Here is a 20,202-nt window from a genome sequence, read left to right on the forward strand (position 1 = left end):
TCCATCACGTCCTAAGGTTCGCGTATTGCGTTGTCGAGGCCACGCAGCAGCGGATAAAGGAAATAGGAGATCACCGTGCGGTTGCCGACCTTGATTTCGGTGGTCACAGTCATGCCGGGAAGCAGTCGCACCGGCACATCTGTGGCATTCAGCCGGGTATCGGCAAGCAGGATCCGCGCCTTGAAAAAGGGGGCGGCCGGCTGGCCGGAGGTGGCGGTCTGCTCCTGTTGGCCGGTTAGGAAGGTGTCCTGGCTGATGGTCCTCACCTCGCCTGTCGCGGTTCCGTATTTCTGGAACGGATAGGCGTCGAGCTTGATACGGGCTTCCTTGCCGACGGCCACCCGGCCGATATCGCGCGTGTTGATCGAGACTTCCGCTTCCAGCGGCACGTTAATGGGCACGAGTGTGACCACCGGCTCCGCCTCCCGCACCACCGAACCGACCGAGCGCTGCGCCAGGTCGAGCACGACGGAATCGGCCGGAGCCGTCAGCACGACCATGTTGCGGCGCAGTGCCATCTTCTTTAGTTCCTCGTCCGCCATGTCACGCTGGCCGCGCAGCTCCACTAATTGCTCCATCGCCGCCCGGCGGAAATCCTCGATGAAGGCCTGCCGGTCCGCCGTCAGCTTGGCATAGGAGTGTGCGGCCTCGTCGGCCCGGCCGCGGACGGCTGTCAGATCGGATTCGACGTCGAGGCGGGCGTCGCGCGAACCGAGCAGCGTGATTAGCGAACCGCTCTGGTTGTCATAGAGCCTCTCGCGCGCTGCTTCGATCTGTGAGAGCCCATCACGTCGGTCATTGAGCACCGCCTCCTGGTTTTTGCTCGCCACAAGAGCGGCCGATTGGCCGGCGATCTGCTGATCGAAATTCTGCAGCTGCGCCACGTAGAAGGCGCGTCGCTGGCCGAAGAGCTGCGCCTGCAGCATCTGGTCGGGCGTATCTCCCGCCATCTTCGTATAGTCGTCGCCGGCAAGCTCGGCCTCGATGCGCCTCACCTGGGCGTCGAGCGCGGAGAATTTCGCCTGCTGCTGGTCGACATCGGCCTGGCTGAAGGTGGCGTCGAGGGTCGCGAGCGTCTGACCGGTATGCACGACCTCGCCGGCCTTCACCTCGATCGTGCGGATGATCGAGGTTTCGAGCGGCTGGACGACGATGGTCGGCTGGGTGGTGACGAGCTTGCCGGGCGCGATCACCACCTCGTCGATCGAGGAGACCGAGGCCCAGGTGATCGCCGAAGCAATCAGCGCGGTTACGCAATAGAGCGTCATGCGCGCAACTCTGGGCGGCGCACGTTCCTCGAGCTCGACGGCATCGGATTGGAATTCGGCAATTGCCGGCGGCAGCGGCGGGCGGGCGGTCAGTTCCCTTCCCTTGCCCGTGGGCGCCTTGTCTGAGGGAGCCTTGTCTGAAGGGACCGGCAGGTTCTCGCTGGGTTTTCTGGTGTGCGCGTTCATGCGACCTGCCTCATCTGCTGGGACCACAGGTGGCGATAGGTCATGCAGCGCGATACAAGCTGATCGTGCCGGCCGATATCGGCGACCTTGCCACGGTCGATGACGAGAATGGCATCGGCATCGACGAGCGTCGAAAGCCGGTGCGAGACGATGACGACGGTGCGGCCGGCGGCGATGCGGCTCAGATTCTCGCGGATGATCGCCTCACTGTCGGGGTCAAGCGCGCTCGTCGCCTCGTCGAAGATCAACAGCTTCGGATCGGTGATAAGCGCGCGGGCAATGGCAAGCCGCTGCTTCTGGCCGCCTGAAAGGTTGGAGGCGTTTTCCTCCAGCATCGTGTCAAAGCCGCGCGGCAGGCGCTCGATGAACTCCTCGGCGCCGGCGATGCGGGCGACTTCCATGATCTCCTCGATGCTGGCATCAGGCTTGGCGGCGGCAATATTCTCGCGCACCGAGCCGCGAAACAGGAAACTATCCTGCAGCACGACGCCGATGCTCGTTCTCAGATGCACGAGGTCGATCTCGCGGCTGTCATAGCCATCCATGCGCACGAGGCCTTCCTGGCTCTGATAGAGGCCCTGGATGAGCCTTGTGATCGTCGTCTTGCCCGAGCCGCTCTTGCCGACCACCCCGAACAAGCAGCCCGCCGGAATGGCGAAGGAGACATTGTCGAGCGCCGGCGCGCTGTCCGGGCCGTAGCGGAAGGTGACCCTGTCGAATTCGATACGGCCCTGCAGATGCGGCCGTACACCTCGCCCGCGGCCCGCCTGCTCCGGCCGCTGGTTCATGATCTCGCCGAGCATGCGCACGGAGAGCGCGACTTCCTGATATTCGTGCACCATGGTGACGATCTGTACCAGTGGTCCCGAGACCCTGCCGGCAAGCATGTTGAAAGCGACCAGCGCGCCAATCGTCATCGCGCCGCTGAAGACATCGAGCGCGCCGAGGCCGATGATCGCGACGCTCATCAGTTTCTCCAGCAGTCCGGTCATCGCCTGGGCGATGGTCGAGATCTTGTCGACCCGGAAACGCACGGAGATCGACTGGGCCGAATAATCGTCCCACACCTTGCGCTGGCGCGGCTCCAGCGCCAGCGATTTGACGGTGCGCATGCCGTGTACGGTTTCCACCAGCAATGCCTGCCGGTCGCCTTCGGCCTGGTAGAGCGCCTGCAACCGGCGCTGGAACGGCCCGACGAGCATCATCACCACGAGGCCCACGAGGGCTGCGAAACCGAGCACTACAAGCGTCAATTTGACACTATAGAGAAGCAGGATCGGCACGAAGACCAGGAGCGAAACGCCGTCCAACAGTGTGAGAAACAGCCGGCCGGTCAGGAATTCACGGATGCGCCCTGTCTGCTGCATATGCTTAACGAGAACGCCGGCCGAGGCCTGTTCGAAGAGCGCGATCGGCAGGTTGAGCAGATGGCCGAAGGTGCGGGTCGCGACGCGGATGTCGATCCTGTTCGTCGCATAGAGCAGCAGATAGCGGCGCAGGAAAGTAAAGGTCGCGTCGAAGACGAGCGCGATCGCAATGCCCGCCGTGAGAACCGTCAGCGTCGCATAGCTCTGATGCACCAGCACCTTGTCGATAACGAGCTGAAAGAAGATCGGCGTCGTCAGCCCAAGCCCGTAGAGCACGAAGGCGGCGAGCGCGACATCGCGGAAGAAGCTGCGCTGCTTGATGATCTCGGGTACGAACCAGCGGAAGCCGAAGGGTCGATCCTCATCGGACATGCGATAGTTGCGCTTCACCAGGATCACCGATCCGAGCCAGGCCTTGGCGAACTGCTCTTCGCTGAGCATCATCACTTCGGCGCGTGATGCCAGCGGGTCGAGAACGCGGATTCTCTCATCCTCCCCGCTCCCGACAGCGCCGGCGATGACCACCCAGTTGCCGTTCGTCAGCTCAGCGAGCACCGGGAATGCCTCGCCAAGTTGGAACAGGGATCGCCAGTCGAGCGTCAGATGCTTTGCCCTGAGGCCAGCATCCTTGGCCATGCGCAGCAGCTGCCGCAAGGCAACAGGATCGTTGCCGACGGCATAATCGTGCTGCAATCGTTCAGGAGCAAGATCGACGCCGTGATGACGCGCGACCAATGCAAGACAGTGCAGGTTGGTATGCAGAAAACCACTCATGGCCCACCCGAAACAATACGAGACTGAGGCAATATTTGTTTTATCAGTTGAAGTTCGGCGAGGCGTTCGAAGCGCCTGCCTGCACCGACTGGATATCGGCAGCCGCCGCAGTTGACGTATCACCGATACGACGGACCGCGCCCGCCTCGACCAACCCGCCAAGCGCCTTCTGCATGAGATCGACCGCATTGGCGAAGGCATCGACCGGCATGATGATGCGCTGGCGGAATACTGGCTTCGGATTGTTGTTGGCATCACGATCGGTGGCCGAGAGCGACATCAGGTCGATGCGCACGATCGTACCCGTGATGGTGATTTCGCCGATGCCATCTGCATAGAGTTCGTTGCTCATTGTTCTCTCCTCTGGTTGATAATCAAAACGTCTTCAGCTTGGGCGTCTTACGTCCATTAGGATGCTCTACCGATGTGATTGTGCGTGCTGCCAGGCCGGAAACGGGTCCCGAAGCCCGGCAGCGGTCTGCGGATCGAAGCCCGTGTCCTCACCGGTCAGGCAGTCGTCGAGTGCGGTGCGGATTGCGTCTTCGTCGAAGCCGGCGCCGATGAAAACGAGTTCCTGGCGGCGGTCGCCCCAGACCTCGTCCCAATGCCGTTCGATGAGCTGGCGGAACTGCGGATAATGCGGCCATTGCGCCTTCGGCACGGACGCCCACCAGAAGCCCTTGCTGTCGATGCGGCACTGCGTGCCGGCAATCGATAGCAGGCCGATCTCGTCGGGCCTTGTCGCCAGCCAGAAATGGCCCTTCGCGCGGATGAGGCCCGGCCATTTCCTGTCGAGAAAATCCCGCAGCCTGGAGGGATCGAACGGCCGGCGGCTGCGATAGACGAAGCTCGAAATACCGTATTCCTCCGTCTCCGGCACATGGTCGCCCCAACCGAAGAGTTCCTTGTGCCACAGCGGATGACGGGCAGCTCTCGCTTCGCTGAAAAGGCCGGTATTCAGGATGGCGTCGAGCTTCAGCTGGCCGAAGCCGGTCTCGATGACGCGGGCATCGGGGTTGAGCGCGGCAACGACGCGGCGAACCTCGGCAAGCGCTGCAGGCGTCACATCCCGCGCCTTGTTGATGACCACGACATCGGCAAATTCGATCTGCTCGACGAGCAGTTCCACCAGCTTGCGCTCGTCGTCTCCGTCCCGGCTCTCGCCGCGATCCCTCAGGAACTCCGCGCTCGCATAATCGGCCAGAAGATTGACCGCATCGACGACGGAAACCATCGTGTCGAGCCGCGCGACGTCGCAGAGGGCTGCTCCGCTCTCGTCGCGGAAGGAGAAGGTCGCTGCGACCGGCAACGGTTCGGCAATGCCGGTGCCCTCGATCAGCAGATAGTCGAAACGGCCGGCGGCGGCGAGGCGGCGCACTTCGCTCAGGAGATCGTCGCGCAATGTGCAGCAGATGCAGCCATTGGTGAGCTCCACCAGCGTCTCGTCCGTCCGCGACAGATTCGCTCCCCCGTCGCGCACGAGATCGGCATCGATATTCACCTCGCTCATGTCGTTGACGATGACGGCGACCCGACGCCCCTCGCGATTGCGCAGGACATGGTTGAGGATCGTCGTCTTGCCGGCGCCGAGAAAGCCGGCAAGGACCGTGACCGGAAGTCTGTTGTCTGCACTCGTCATCGATACTCCCCGCTCGCTTCTTCTACGCCGCGAGCTGCGGTCTGAATGCTACGTCCACATAGTAGTTTGTGCTGTTATAGCTGGCACTTGGGAACAAGCCGCCCGAGCCGTAGGCATAGACGCCGTTGTTGCCGCTGAGCGCCCTCAAGTCGCCGTTCGTCACATCGGCGCTGAAGTAATTGCCAGTCGCCGAATAATTGCCGTTGGTGCTGTAGGAAACGACATAGGTCGTATCCGCGGCGACCTCGACCTGCTGGGTCAGCGTCGCGGTCTGCCAGCCGCTTGCCGTTTCGTTGCTGAAGCTGACGCTGCCGAGCAATGTGCCCGAGGCGGTCCACAGATAGCCGTTGTGCGGGCCTGTATTGTCTGCCCCTTTGTAGAAGCGGATGCCGGTGACCCAGCCTGCCGTATCGGCCTGGAATTTCATGCCGAGATTAACCGGCTGGTTGTCGTTGACAGAGACGATTGAAGGCGTCGCATCGGCGGCAAAGAGGTTCTGCTCCGGCCCTTCCGTCTGGCCGCCGTTGATGGTGAGCGCAACCTGCGCCGACGCCGTGCCGCCCTTGCCGTCTGCAATTGCGTAGCTGAAGCTCGCCGGTCCCGAATAGCCTGCCGTCGGCGTGAATGTCACCGTCTGGGCCTGGGCGTCGTATGCGACCGAGCCATTGACCGCGCCACTGACGCCGGTGATGGCAAGCGGATCGCCATCGGCATCGGTGTCGTTTGCCAGGAGCACTGAGGCCTGGATGGTGATCGGCGTGCCGGTATTGGTCGACAAGCCGCTGTCATTGGCGGCGACCGGAACCGCGTTCTGCGCGCCGCCCTGATGGTAGAGGACATCCACCCAGTAATTCGTGGCATTGTAGGAGGCGGTCGGGAACAGGCTGCCCGAGCCATAGGCATAAAGGCCGTTGCCACCGCTCGCAGCACTCGACGGTGCCGTCAGCGCGCCACTCGTATGGTCCGTCGTGAAGTAGTTCGCCGTTGCGGAATAGAAGCCGTTCGAATGGTAGCTCGCCACATAGGTGGCGCCGGCCGTGACATTGATCGGCTGGCTGAAGGAAACCGTCTGCCAGCCGCTCGCCGTCTCGTTGATGAAGGTCGCCTGGGCCAGAACCTGGCCGCTCGCCGTCCAGAGCGAGCCGACATGCGTGCCGGTATCCTGGGCGCTCCTGTAATAGGTGAGCCCGGTGATCTGGCCATTTGCGGAAGCGATGAACTTGACGCCGAGTTCGACCGAGTTGGCGTCATTGGCGGCGGTAACACCCGACGTGTCGGCGCCGGTGAACAGGCTTGACGTCGTGCCTCCCGCGGGCGTCGTGCCGACAGTGAGGCTGACCGTGGCCGACGCTGTGCCGCCATATCCATCCGCGATCGAATAGGAGAAGCTTGCCGCACCCGTATAACCCGCCGTCGGGGTGAAAATGACGGACTTGGTCTGGCTGTTGAAGGTCACCGTTCCGTTGACCGCGCCGTTGACGCCGGTGATGTTGAGCGGATCGCCATCGGCATCGGTGTCGTTTGCAAGCAGGCTGGCTGCGGCAATCGACAGCGCCGTGTCGGAATAGGTCGTGTAGCCATTGTCATTGGCGGCGACCGGCACCGCGTTGCCCGTCGCCTGGTTGTAGACGACATCGACCCAGTAGTTCGACGACTGGTAGCTGGAGGACGGGAATGCCGAGCCCCCGACCGCGTAGACGCCGTTGCTGCCGGCGAGCGCCGTCAGCGAGCCATGGGTATGGGCTGACGTGAAATAATTTGCCGTCGCCACATAGGAGCCTGTCGTGCTGTAGGAGGCGATATAGGTCGTGCCGGCCGCGATATGCACCGGGTTGGTGAATGTCGCGGTCTGCCAACCGCTCACCGATCCGCTGTCGGCGAAAGTGGCGGTCGCAACCAGCGTTCCGTCTGCCGTCCACAGGGAGCCGGTATGGCCCCCGGTATCGCCGGCCGCCTTGTAGTAGCGGATGCCGGTAATCATGCCGCGGGTCGAAGCGACGAACTTCATGCCGAGTTGCAGCGACTGGCCGTCGTTGAAGCTTGCGCCCGTCGGCCCTTCGCTTGAGGTAAACAGCGTTTCTCCGGCAGGGCCCGGGTTCACGGTGAGGCTGACGCTGCCCTGATCCGTGCCGCCGCGCCCGTCCGACAGCGTATAGGTGAAGCTTGCCGGCCCCGAATAATTGTTGGTCGGCGTGAAGATGACGGTGCCGTTCTGCTTGTTGAGCGTCACCGTGCCGTTGACGGCATTGCCGACGGCCGAAATCGTCATCGCATCGCCATTGGGATCCGTATCGTTTCCGATGAGCGAGGCGATCGAGATTACGACGCTGTCGTTGCGGGTGATGGTCAGCCCCATATCGTCGGTCGCAACCGGCGCGCTGTTGGGCCCGGCATCGAAGACCACGTCGACCCAGTAGTTGGTGCCGGTACCGGGGCTCTGGCCGGGAAATGTGCCGGCATTGTCGCCATAGGCATAGACGCCGCCGCCATCGACGGCCTTCAGCGCGCCGCTGGCATAGGGGCTGGCGAAATAATTCTCGGTGACGGAGTAGAAGCCGCCGCTGTGATAGGAGGCCACATAGGTCGTGCCGGCGGCAATCTGGATCGGGCTGGAGAACATCGCCGTCTGCCAGCCGGAGAGCGACTCGCCGGCGGAGACGCCAGTCGCCAGCAGCGTTCCGTTGGCGCTCCAGAGGCTGACGACATGGTCGCCGATATTGTAGAAGCCCTTGTAGAAGCGGATGCCCTCAACGGAGCCCGCCGTCGTCGCCTGGAAGCGCAGGCCGAGCTCGACGGAATCGCGATCGATCGCCACTTCGGTCGCCGGCTTCTCCGCAAGTGTCCACAGACCCTGTGTGCCCGGCAGCGTGACGGTGACCTGCTTGCCCGCCGACGGCGCCTCCATATTGACGCTGTCGTCAACGGCCCGTGACATGACCGTGTAGGTTCCGCTCGCCTGGACGACCCAGTTATAGCTCCAGCTCTCGCGGCCGGTGGCCTTCAACCAGTGCTGGCCGCCATCGGTCGAGACTTCGACGCCGGCAATGATGCCGCCGCCGAAATCCTGCGCCGTGCCCGTGATCGTCACATGCTGCCCTTCGAGGAAGCTTGCGCCGACGATCGGCGAGGTGACCGACGAGGTGGGCTTCAGCATGTCGGTCGATTGTGTCGCAAGGATCAGGCTCGCGTCCAAAGTGGTCGGCTGAATGCCCATGTCCGCGAACATGTTGACCATCGCCTGCTGCACGTTGCGATCGGTTGACGTGGCCGGGCCCTGGTGGTTGTCACTCAGCCCCCAGGACCAGAAGACGGTGCCGGCGCCGAAGACCAGCGCGCCGCTTGCTGCCCGGTACATGGTCAGGCTGTGGGTCGCCACTGCATCGCCGACCGTGGTGCCGTAATCGCGCAGATACGTGCTCACCGAGACCGAGGAGAGCGACAGATTGATCAGTCCAGCCGGACGGAATCCGTTCTCGACATCGGAATCCCATTCATAGCCGAGCAGGTTCTGCACGAGATTGTAGGTCTCGCCGTCCTGCAGCTCCGAAACGTCGGTATTGCGCCAGAAGCGCAGGTTCGAATAGTCGTAGGGGATGGAGATCGTATCCTGGCGGTAGCTGTCCACCTGGAACATCGTGCCCGTCAGCGCATTCTCCGGCTGCTGCCCCGGATCGGCATAGCGCGGATCGCGCCAGGTGCCGGTGCCGACATTGCTCGGATCCGTGCTCGTGCCCCAGGTTTCCTTGTAGCAGACCATAGTGCGGTAGGCCTGGCCACTGCCGTCGATGCTGCTTTCCCAGCGGACCTTCCAGTAGCACTCGTTGCCGCTCCAGAAGGCGAGGTTGACGCCGGCATCGCGCGCCGCCTCAACATTGGCGCGCTGTTCGGCAGACCAATATTCGTCATGCCCGACGGAGAGATAGGCATCGTGGTTGAGCAGCAGCGCGCCGTTGCGCGTCGCATCGACGCCGGAAATATAGGAAACGTCGTAGCCGTTCTGTTCCAGCCACGAAATGGCGGAGGATTCGACGCCGAAAATGTAGTCGTGCGAGCCGCCGATCGGGCTCGTATTGGTAATGATCGGCCTGTTATAGCTGACCGCCGAGGCCCGACCGATGGCCTGCAGGCCGCAGCTGCAGTTCGGCGGCAGGTAACCGATCATGTCTGCCGGATCGACGGGCACTTGACCATAATAGAGGCTGGCGCCGCCCCAGGCATTATAGGCCTGCCATGTCGTGTCGGACGTCTGGAAGACGATATTGCTGGTGGAGGCGTCGTCGCGCACGACGAAAGGAATGATGCTGGCGTCTTCAACGCCGTCCTCGCGCACCAGCTTGGCGAAATAGACGCCGGAGACCGCGTCCGTCGGAATCTGCCAGCTCGCCGAGACCGACCAGTTGCCGCAGTCGATCAGGCCGAGCGACATATCGACGATCGGATGCGGCTGGATCTGCGCCGTTGTCAGCGATTGCTCGATGGAGTCGACCTTGCGCGCCCCGTCCCCGCCATAATAGCCCATGCGGTAGATATCGATGCGGTAATGGGTGGAATCGGTGGCGATCTTGAAATCGACCGTCTGGCCGATATTCGTGCTGATTTCGGTGGCGAAGCCCTGGATGGTGCCGCCGCCGTCGCCCTCCAGACCCCACTCGCTGATCGGATTGCCTTGCTTCATGTTCTCGAGCGCGATCTTGTTGGGCGTCGCAGCAGTTGCAGCAGCTGCAGCCGCCGCCACCGGTGCTGCAAGCGCAGTCGGGGCCGCGGTCGTATTGGCGGAAGCGTCCTGGCTTGGCCCTAGCGAGATGGAGGCTATCGAGGTTTGAAGGCGCAATGACGTCGTGCCGGAACCGGCGGCAGGATCGGCCGGCGGCGTGGTAGCGCCTCCCGTGCCGGCATCGCTGGTAACACCCGTCAGCACGGGCGCGGCAGGCAGCGTCGCAGCCTCCTCGTACGGGTCCGGGCCGAGCACGGTGCGCTCGGATGACGTAGTCGTCGTCTGCAACACCGTCGCAACCGACGCCGTCTTGGCGGACGTGTCCTGTGCGCTGCCGTCGCCTGCAGGCGCAGGCATCGCCGTTGGTGGAATCGAGGCCGTCTGCACGCCGCCTGCTGAGATCAACGCGGCGGGCAGCATCATATTGCCTGTGTAGGAGGACGGGAGGGCGGCGCCGTCGAGATTGGCGAAGCTGCCCTTACTGGCAAAGCTTTGGGAACCATCGGTACTCGTGGAAGATACAACCGTCGCGGTTCCCAGCACTGCGCTCCACGCTGAGGGTGCACGACAGATACTCAACGCTCCACCAAATGTACTCAAATACTCACGATTACTGACATGAATTCTCCGCATCAGCGGCGTCCCCTCCCGCATCGGCCGGCCCTTCGACCGCTATAGCAAGGCGTGTATTCTGGCACCTTTGCTAAGGGAATGTACGACAGCAATCTGGGGTATGAGGGAGGTATCCCCTACGCCGATATGATGATCCTCAACGTAGGCCGGCCGACAAAGTCCCAGAGCTGCCTGCGGCTACTGGTAGAGCCTTTCCGGGCTAGAGCTGCCCGGCCCACCGGTCGCACCGTTTCGCGTTGGCGAAGCTCTGCGTCTCCTCTCAATCGACCTTGACAAGCACGTCCAAGTCGAGACGCTATTGGGCTCGCAACGTCGTAGAAAAACGAGGATAGGATGAGGTTCAGCAGACCGGCAGTCGCAGGCGTGATTGGCGTGACAGCGTGTGTGTTTGGCGCGTGCCTTGCGGCATCGCCTGCGCTCACACAGGAAGTCGAGCCGCCCGCTCCATGGGTTAAGCTCACCGGTTCGCATGCGGGAGCGGTCGGAACATGCTCAATGATTGATGCGAGCGACATCGAGGCTTGTTACATGGTCCGGTGCGACGCCAAGAACGGTCTCATCTTCGAGATTGGCGATGCCACTGTTGGTGGGAACGGTCTGCGATTGGCGCGCTTCGAGATTGGGAGGTACAAAGAGACTATCCGCCTCGACGGGAACAGTCCCGATCGGCGAACGATTGTTCTCTCAAAGCATCCGAAGCTGCTTTCCGCCCTCACATCTGGCGCTGATTTCGCCACTATGTTCGCCATCAAGGCCGGTGTGATAGATTACAGCACCGGCTTTGAACTTACGGGGGCGCGAGACCAGATATCTCGCCTGGCAAATGGCTGCCGAACCAAGCCGTGACAATGGGCAAGGGTCCTGTCCTAGGTAGCTGACGCTGGTTGAAAAAATTCCGGGCCGGATCGGCTGCTCGAGCCGGTTACGTTGTCCTGCGCCGCCCGTGCTACCAGGCAGGAAACGGATCTTCGAGGGTCGCCCAGTCGCGTGGATCGGCGCTGGCGAGGCATCCGTCCAGTGCGGTCCGCACACCTGTCTCGTCCATATCAACGCCGATAAAAACCAATTCCTGCCGACGGTCGCCCCAAGCGCGGTCCCACCGGCTCTCGATGTGCTGACGAAACTGCTGATGGCTCGGCCAGTCCTGCCGGGGCACGGCTGCCCACCAGAGGCCCATGGGTTCGCAGCGCCGCTGCACCCCGGCAGCCGACATCAGACCCACATGACGCGGGCGCGTGGCAAGCCAGAAATGGCCTTTGGCGCGGATTACCCCCGGCCAAGGCTCGTCCAGGAATGCTCGAAACCGCCTGGGGTCGAAGGGACGCCGCGTGCGATAGACAAAGCTCGATACCCCGTATTCTTCCGTCTCTGGGACATGGTCGCCCGGGTTGTACAGTTCCTTGTGCCACAACGGATGGGCGGCGGCCTTTGCTTCATCGAAGAGGCCCGTATTGAGAACAGTTGCCAGAGAAACCTCGCCGAAATCCGTCTCCACCTGGCGCGCATCCGGGTTGAGCGCGGTAACTATCTTGCGGACTTCCGCACGGATCTCTTCGCTCGCCTCCGAGATCTTGTTGATCACGACAATATCGGCAAACTCGATCTGATCCACCAGCAGGTCGATGAGTGTGCGCCGGTCCTCACCGTCGCGTTGCAGGCCGCGGTCGGCAAGCAGATCGGCACTGCTGTAGTCAGCTAACAGGTTTGCGGCGTCGACCACGGTCACCATTGTGTCGAGGCTGGCAAAATCGGCGAGCGAAACGCCGTTCTCGTCGCGGAAGGAAAAGGTTGCCGCGATAGGGCATGGCTCGGCAATGCCGGTGCCTTCGATCAACAGATAGTCGTATCGCCGCTCCTCTGCCAGTCGTCGTACTTCCGTCAGGAGGTCGTTGCGCAGGGTACAGCATATGCAGCCATTGCTGAGCTCGATCAACGTCTCCGTCGTATGCGACAGATTACACCCGCCGTCTCGAATGAGACTGGCGTCTATGTTCACTTCACTCATATCGTTGACAATGACAGCGACCCGCAGGCCCTGACGGTTATTCAGGACGTGGCTGAGGAGCGTCGTCTTGCCGGCGCCGAGAAAACCGGCAAGCACGGTTACCGGGAGCCGCTCGATCCTGTTCATCGGCATTCCTTGAATGTGGGTGGTCGGAGCGCCCCTCGCCGCGACCAGCATTTGCGTCTTATGAGCCTCATTCGAAACTGGTCCGTAACCTTGTCCTTTGCTTCACCCGACGAGCTGCGGCCGGAAGACAACGTCGGCATAGTAATTCGCTGAATCGAAGGAGTTGGTCGGGAAGAGACCGGTGGTGGCGGATCCGCCATACGCATAGACACCGTTGCCGCCGGCGACGGCACTTGATTGGGCCGTCAACGGACCGTTGGTGACGGCATTAGCGAAGAAGCCATCAGTTGCCACGTAAGCGCCGGTGGTGTGATAGGAGGCGACATAGGTTGTATTGGCGGCAATCGTGACCGGAGCTGTGAAGTTCACCGTCTGCCAGCCGCTCGCTGTGGTGTTGGCGAAGGTGGCGGTGGCGAGCTTGGTGCCGGTCGTGGTCCACAGGTCGACGACGTTCTGGCCGTTGTCGTTGGCACTGCGGTAGAACCTGATGCCGGTGACATCACCGGTAACGTTCGACTGGAACTTGACGCCGAGCTCGAGCTGCTGACCATCGTTGAGGTTGGTCTGGGTCGGCGTGCTGGAGGCGGAGAACAGGCTGTAGGTCGTTGGCGCCGCCGATGCGGCGATGTTGAACGTCTCGTTGGCGGCGAGGCCGCCGAGGTCTGTCGCCGTCACCCTGACACCGTAGGTGCCGGCTGTCGTCGGCGTACCGGAGAAGGTCCGCGTCGAGGCGTTGAAGGCGAGCCAGGCGGGCAGCGCCGTGCCGTCGGCAGCGGTTGCCGAATAGGCCAGCGTCTCGGTGCTGTCGACATCGGTGAAGGTCGTCGTCGGAACGGCGAAAGAGAAGGCAGAGCCGACGGTGGCGTTCTGGGCGGCCGTCTGGACGGCCAGCACCGGCGCATCGTTGGCGCCATGGATGGTGATGGTCAGGTTTGCTGTGGCGGTGGCGCCGGCGGTATCGCGCATGGTGTAGCTGAAGACATCGCTCAGGGTGTTGGTGGACTGCCGCAGGGCCTGGACGGCCGCATTGGTCTCGTTGACGGCATAGCTGTAAGTGCCCGATGCATTGAGCACGAGACTGCCATAGGTGCCGTTCAGCGCCGTGCCGAGCGTGCCTGATGTCGCACCAAAGACGACTGCGGTGACCGTCTTGGTGTCACCGGTATCCGCATCGGTGTCGTTGGTCAGCACGTTGCCGCTCGCAACCACACCGCCCGAACCATTGGCGACCCCGCCCTTCTCGGTCGCATCACCCGCATCGGCAACCGCCGTCGGCGGCGTATTGCCAGGCGTCGACACGGCGATGTTGAAGGTCTCGTTGGCAGCAAGGCCGCCGAGATCGGTCGCCGTCACCCTGACACCGTAGGTGCCGGCTGTCGTCGGCGTACCGGAGAAGGTCCGCGTCGAGGCGTTGAAGGCGAGCCAGGCGGGCAGCGCCGTGCCGTCGGCAGCGGTTGCCGAATAGGCCAGCGTCTCGGTGCTGTCGACATCGGTGAAGGTCGTCGTCGGAACGGCGAAAGAGAAGGCAGAGCCGACGGTGGCGTTCTGGGCGGCCGTCTGGACGGCCAGCACCGGCGCATCGTTGGCGCCATGGATGGTGATGGTCAGGTTTGCTGTGGCGGTGGCGCCGGCGGTATCGCGCATGGTGTAGCTGAAGACATCGCTCAGGGTGTTGGTGGACTGCCGCAGGGCCTGGACGGCCGCATTGGTCTCGTTGACGGCATAGCTGTAAGTGCCCGATGCATTGAGCACGAGACTGCCATAGGTGCCGTTCAGCGCCGTGCCGAGCGTGCCTGATGTCGCACCAAAGACGACTGCGGTGACCGTCTTGGTGTCACCGGTATCCGCATCGGTGTCGTTGGTCAGCACGTTGCCGCTCGCAACCACACCGCCCGAACCATTGGCGACCCCGCCCTTCTCCGTCGCATCACCCGCATCGGCAACCGCCGTCGGCGTCGTGTTCGGTGTTGTCGATGCCGGACGGAAGACCACATCGGCATAGTAATTGGCGGCGTTGTAGGTGGCATTCGGGAAAATGCCTGCGGTAGCGGAGCCGCCATAGGTGTATACGCCGTTGCCGCTGGCTGACGCGGTCAGCGGGCCGCTGGTCACTGTGGCGGTAAAGAAATTGTCGGTCGCGACGTAGGCACCAGTCGTGTGGTAGGAGGCGACATAGGTTGTATTGGCGGCAATCGTGACCGGAGCTGTGAAGTTCACCGTCTGCCAGCCGCTCGCTGTGGTGTTGGCGAAGGTGGCGGTGGCGAGCTTGGTGCCGGTCGTGGTCCACAGGTCGACGACGTTCTGGCCGTTGTCGTTGGCGCTGCGGTAGAACCTGATGCCGGTGACATCACCGGTAACGTTCGACTGGAACTTGACGCCGAGCTCGAGCTGCTGACCATCGTTGAGGTTGGTCTGGGTCGGCGTGCTGGAGGCGGAGAACAGGCTGTAGGTCGTTGGCGCCGCCGATGCGGCGATGTTGAACGTCTCGTTGGCGGCGAGGCCGCCGAGGTCTGTCGCCGTCACCCTGACACCGTAGGTGCCGGCTGTCGTCGGCGTACCGGAGAAGGTCCGCGTCGAGGCGTTGAAGGCGAGCCAGGCGGGCAGCGCCGTGCCATCGGCAGCGGTTGCCGAATAGGCCAGCGTCTCGGTGCTGTCGACATCGGTGAAGGTCGTCGTCGGAACGGCGAAAGAGAAGGCAGAGCCGACGGTGGCGTTCTGGGCGGCCGTCTGGACGGCCAGCACCGGCGCATCGTTGGCACCATGGATGGTGATGGTCAGGTTTGCCGTGGCGGTGGCACCGCCAGTGTCGCGCATCGTATAGCTGAAGACATCGCTCAGCGTGTTGGTGGACTGCCGCAGGGCCTGGACGGCCGCATTGGTCTCGTTGACGGCATAGCTGTAAGTGCCCGATGCATTGAGCACGAGACTGCCATAGGTGCCGTTCAGCGCCGTGCCGAGCGTGCCTGATGTCGCACCAAAGACGACCGCGGTGACCGTCTTGGTGTCACCGGCATCCGCATCGGTGTCGTTGGTCAGCACGTTGCCGCTCGCCACCACGCCACCCGAACCGTTGGCGACCCCGCCCTTCTCGGTCGCATCACCCGCATCGGCAACCGCCGTCGGCGGCGTATTGCCAGGCGTCGACACGGCGATGTTGAAGGTCTCGTTGGCAGCAAGGCCGCCGAGATCGGTCGCCGTCACCCTGACGCCGTAGGTGCCTGCTGTCGTCGGCGTACCGGAGAAGGTCCGCGTCGAGGCGTTGAAGGCGAGCCAGGCGGGCAGCGCCGTGCCGTCGGCAGCGGTTGCCGAATAGGCCAGCGTCTCGGTGCTGTCGACATCGGTGAAGGTCGTCGTCGGAACGGCGAAAGAGAAGGCAGAGCCGACGGTGGCGTTCTGGGCGGCCGTCTGGACGGCCAGCACCGGCGCATCGTTGGCGCCATGGATGGTGATGGTCAGGTTTGCTGTGGCGGTGGCACCGCCAGTGTCGCGCATCGTATAGCTGAAGACATCGCTCAGCGTGTTGGTGGACTGCCGCAGGGCCTGGACGGCCGCATTGGTCTCGTTGACGGCATAGCTGTAAGTGCCCGATGCATTGAGCACGAGACTGCCATAGGTGCCGTTCAGCGCCGTGCCGAGCGTGCCTGATGTCGCACCAAAGACGACTGCGGTGACCGTCTTGGTGTCACCGGCATTCGCATCGGTGTCGTTGGTCAGCACATTGCCGCTGGCAACCACGCCACCCGAACCGTTGGCGACCCCGCCCTTCTCGGTCGCATCACCCGCATCGGCAACTGCCGTCGGCGGCGTGTTCGAGCTCGGCGTGGTAAACATCACATCGACCCAATAGTTCGTCGACTGGAACGTGCTCGTGGGGAATAGGCTGTTGCTGCCATAGCGGTAGACGCCGTTGCCGCTGGCCGGCGCCGTGAGCGACCCGCTCGTTACGTTCGAGGTGAAGTAGCCGGTGGTCGTGGAATAATGACCGCTATTCGTGTGATAAGACGCCGTATAGGTTTGTCCGACTGTCAGGGACACCGGACTGGTGAAATAGGCAGTCTGCCAACCGCTGGCTGACTCATTCGTGAAGGTGAGGGTCGCAAGCCGCGTGCCGGTGCTCGACCATAATGAACCGGTATGCGTGCCAGTATCCAGGTCGCCCTTGTAGAAACGAATGCCGGTGACGGTGCCTGCCACGGAGGTCTGGAATTTGACGCCGAGTTCAACGGCTGAGCTATCGTTGGTGTTGACGACCGCCGGCGTCGCCGCGCCGAAGAGAGAGGTGTAACTCGGCCCGCTGACGGTGACCGTGCGTCCCGCCGAGGGTGTTTCCAGATTGATGTTATCGTCGACGGCGCGAGATCGGATGGTGTATGTGCCCGCTGTCTGCGGCGACCAGGTATAAGTCCAGTTCTCATCGCCCGTCGCCGGATGCCAGCTTGCCCCGTTGTCCGTGGAAACCTCGACGCCGGCGATGACGCCGCCGCCCGTATCGGCAGCGGTGCCCGTAATCGTCACGGTGGATCCAACGGCCGCTGTCGCGGGTACCGTGATGACGGAGGTCGGTGCAACATGGTCCGACGAAGCGGTTGCCGCGACGAGCCCGGATTGCAGCGTCCCGGGCTGAATGCCCATATCGGCAAGCAAGTTGACCATTGCCTGCTGCACGCGCGGGTCCGTCGGCGTCGCCGTGAGATCGTGGTTGTCGCTCAGGCCCCATGTCCAGTAGACCGTGCCGGCGCCGAACACCAATGCACCGCTGGGCGCGCGATAGAGCGTCAGATTGTGGGTCGAGGTCGCATTGCCGGTCGTGTTGCCGTAATCGAGCAAGTAAGTGCTGACCGGAAGCGTCGTCGACGACAGCTTCACGAGGCCGGCCGGATCAAAGCCGTTGTCTACAGCTTCGTCCCATTCGTAACCAAGATAGTTCTTGGTGAGCGTCGCCGTCTGGCCAGGCTGAAGATTGGCGACGCTGGTATTGCGCCAGAAACGCAGATTGGCGTCGTCATAGGGAATAGCGATCGCCTGGAGATTGCTGCCGACATCGTCGACCTTGAACAACTGTCCGGTCAGCGAGTTTTCCGGGTTTCCGCCGCCGATAGCAGGTGGGCTGAGACGCGGATCCCGGAATGTGCCCGTCCATTCGTTGGAAGGGTCGATGCTGGCGGTGGGCGACCAGGTCTCCTTATAGGAGATCAGTGTGCGATAGGGCGTGCCGTCGGCGCTGTAGGCATTGCCCCAACGGGTGCGCCAATAAACCTCGTTGCCGCTCCAGAACATCAGGTTGACGCCCGCATCGCGCGCGGCTTCGACATTGGTTCGCTGCTGTCCAGACCAGTATTCGTCGTGCCCGGCATCAACATAGGTTTTGTGATTGAGCAACAGGCTGCCATAACGGTCGACGTCGACACCCGACAGGTAGGAGACGTCATAGCCGTTCTGTTCCAGCCAGTAGATGCCTGCATATTCGGCGCCGAACAGATAGTCCTGCGGACCGGCATAGGTGCCGACCCCGCCGCGGGTCGCAATCGGCCTGTTGTAGCTGACCGCATAGGCACGACCCGCCCCCTGGCCTGTCGCCGGACCATTGCCGCCATAGAAGTTAGCGCCACCCCAGCCGTTATAAGCTTGCCATGTCTCGTCTGCAGTCTGGAAGACGATGTCGCTGTGGCTGTCGTCATCCCGCACGATGAACGGGATTTGATTTTCGCCAGAGGTGCCATCCTGTCGCACGAGCTTGGCGATGTAGACGCCCGAGACGGCATCATCGGGTACGGTCCACGACGCCGAGACTGCCCAGTTGCCGGCATCCACCGTGCCGGTCGAGGCGTTGCGCAACGGATTGGGCTGCGTCTGCAAACCGGTATGCTGCATGGTCGCGACCTTGCGCGCGCCCATGCCGCCATAATAGCCGAGCCGATAGATGTCGATCCGGTAGTTAGTGGAATTTGTATTGATCTTGAAGCTGACCGTCTTGCCGTTGTCGACGCTGATGTCGGTCGCAAACCCCTCGATGTTGGAGCTACCGGCACCGTCGATGCCCCACTCGCTCTCCGGGTTACCCTGCTTCTGGTTTTCCAGCACGATCGCGTTGCTGGCCGCCGCCGCCGCGGCCGCCAGATTTTGCGTTGCCAACGACCGCTGTGTAGAAGGTGGCGTTGTCACCGAGCCGGAAAGGATGCCGATACCCTTGGATGTGGACGTGCCCGTTCCGATTTCTCCGCCACCGGGCAACGATCCGTTCAAGATCGTCGAATCCGTCCACGTTGCGGTCCCGCGCCAGCCCGAGAGCGGGGACAAATCACGGTCGAGAAGCGGATCGCTGACCGAGGCGCCGATGGCCCGTTTGATCGTCTCCACATAATCCGGGCCCTCGGTCAGCTTGGTTCCCGACAATTGACCGTCCTGTTGAAGCAAGGCGCCGCCATGCGCCCAATCGAGAATCCGCGTGGGGGAGGTAAAGTAGCCGCATCCGCACACACCAAAGGGCATGCCAAACGCCAGCGAATTAGCGCCAGCCTGGTGCGTAGTCGCCTGCGCTGACGGGCTCGATTCGAGAATGACGACCTTGCCTGAGTGCGCAAGCTCGCCCGTCACCGCAGCAGAACCCTGCCCCGAAACTGTCGTTGCAGGGCTTTGCGGCAGATACGCAGCTAGAGGATCATCACCTATGAGGCTCATTCCAGCGTAGGTGCGATAAAGGGACGATTGAGCACCGAATGCAACTCCGTTCGCGTTCCGCCCGAGACCTGCAAAACCAGGCGTGTGGGCGGGCAACACAGACGCGGCAGTCTCACGGCTTCGCCCCCCCATCTCGCGATTTGTTGCGAAAGCGTCGGGCAAGGGCGGCGGTACGCGAGTGATATCGGCCCAAGGGTCCGGTTCACCGATCACGCCCACTCTATGTCCAGCGTCATGTTCGTTGAGCGCCGCGTTGTTGGGGGGATTGTCGACAAGGGTACCGTATTTGATTCCATCCGCGGTCTGCACGGATGCCGCAAGTTGAGCACTGTCCTCGTGCCTTTCGGCAGGCTTGCGCGGCCTTCCCTTGCCGCCGATGGTCAGCCATCCGGGAATCAACGAATCCACTAGGAGTGAGCGCGAGGTCCACCGACGAGCGTTGCGATACATGGCAGGCACCTCCCGCGAGATTATCAGGATCGAATCTATGAGGACCGCTCGATACGCGGCCCTGAATTGTAGTCGAAAAATGAGAGAGTATATGCTACGCCTTTCGCTCTACAGGCGGCATCCTTTGGGCAACCGGCCTTGTTGCACGCCCACGTGATGGATAAGACGCGCGAAGATTCGCCACATGCTGTGCAAGGCTTGAAGCCGCATAGGCGGCTGAGATGGCGGCTTATTCGGTCGTCAAGATCTGGCACGAGAACGGCCTTGTGCCGCACCGCTGGCGCTGCTTCGAGTTGTCGAACGAAAGGCGACGCCGCCGGTCAATATCGTCGTCCGGCAAAATTTGGCGATGCGAGCATAAA

At 62.6% G+C, this 20,202-nt stretch carries 8 protein-coding genes; 1 reads left to right on the top strand and 7 read right to left on the bottom strand.

What is annotated here, in order from left to right; genetic code table 11:
- Positions 1-11: 11 nt before the first annotated feature.
- The 5 genes from ACD590_RS35130 to ACD590_RS35150 form a co-directional block, all read right to left on the bottom strand.
- The gene (locus ACD590_RS35130) at positions 12-1,454 is read right to left on the bottom strand and encodes an HlyD family type I secretion periplasmic adaptor subunit (protein ID WP_168299817.1); all 1,443 of its coding nucleotides are present in this window, start codon (positions 1,452-1,454) and stop codon (positions 12-14) included.
- On the bottom strand, positions 1,451-3,595 hold the full coding sequence (locus ACD590_RS35135) for a peptidase domain-containing ABC transporter (protein ID WP_047620386.1): 2,145 nt from the start codon (positions 3,593-3,595) through the stop codon (positions 1,451-1,453). Before ACD590_RS35135 ends, ACD590_RS35130 begins: the two co-directional genes overlap by 4 nt.
- 43 nt (positions 3,596-3,638) lie before the next feature.
- The gene (locus ACD590_RS35140; protein WP_018246620.1) at positions 3,639-3,947 is read right to left on the bottom strand and encodes a hypothetical protein; all 309 of its coding nucleotides are present in this window, start codon (positions 3,945-3,947) and stop codon (positions 3,639-3,641) included.
- Between the two features lie 66 nt (positions 3,948-4,013).
- Positions 4,014-5,234, bottom strand: coding sequence for a GTP-binding protein (locus ACD590_RS35145; RefSeq protein ID WP_168299819.1), 1,221 nt, complete (start codon positions 5,232-5,234; stop codon positions 4,014-4,016).
- 22 nt (positions 5,235-5,256) lie between these two features.
- Positions 5,257-10,602, bottom strand: a complete 5,346-nt coding sequence (locus ACD590_RS35150) for a DUF4082 domain-containing protein (protein WP_439004376.1) — start codon at positions 10,600-10,602, stop codon at positions 5,257-5,259.
- A gap of 474 nt (positions 10,603-11,076) precedes the next feature.
- Between ACD590_RS35150 and ACD590_RS35155 the strand changes: the two genes are divergently transcribed.
- Entirely contained in the window at positions 11,077-11,427 is a 351-nt protein-coding gene (locus tag ACD590_RS35155) for a hypothetical protein (protein WP_233944075.1), read from the top strand.
- 100 nt (positions 11,428-11,527) lie between these two features.
- Here ACD590_RS35155 and ACD590_RS35160 read toward each other — a convergent pair whose 3' ends face one another.
- Entirely contained in the window at positions 11,528-12,712 is a 1,185-nt protein-coding gene (locus ACD590_RS35160) for a GTP-binding protein (protein ID WP_439004377.1), read from the bottom strand.
- 102 nt (positions 12,713-12,814) lie between these two features.
- Positions 12,815-19,840, bottom strand: a complete 7,026-nt coding sequence (locus ACD590_RS35165) for a DUF4082 domain-containing protein (RefSeq protein ID WP_439021056.1) — start codon at positions 19,838-19,840, stop codon at positions 12,815-12,817.
- Positions 19,841-20,202 lie beyond the last annotated feature (362 nt).

Source organism: Rhizobium sp. 862_C5_N1_2 (assembly GCF_051811205.1).
GTDB lineage: Bacteria > Pseudomonadota > Alphaproteobacteria > Rhizobiales > Rhizobiaceae > Rhizobium > Rhizobium leguminosarum.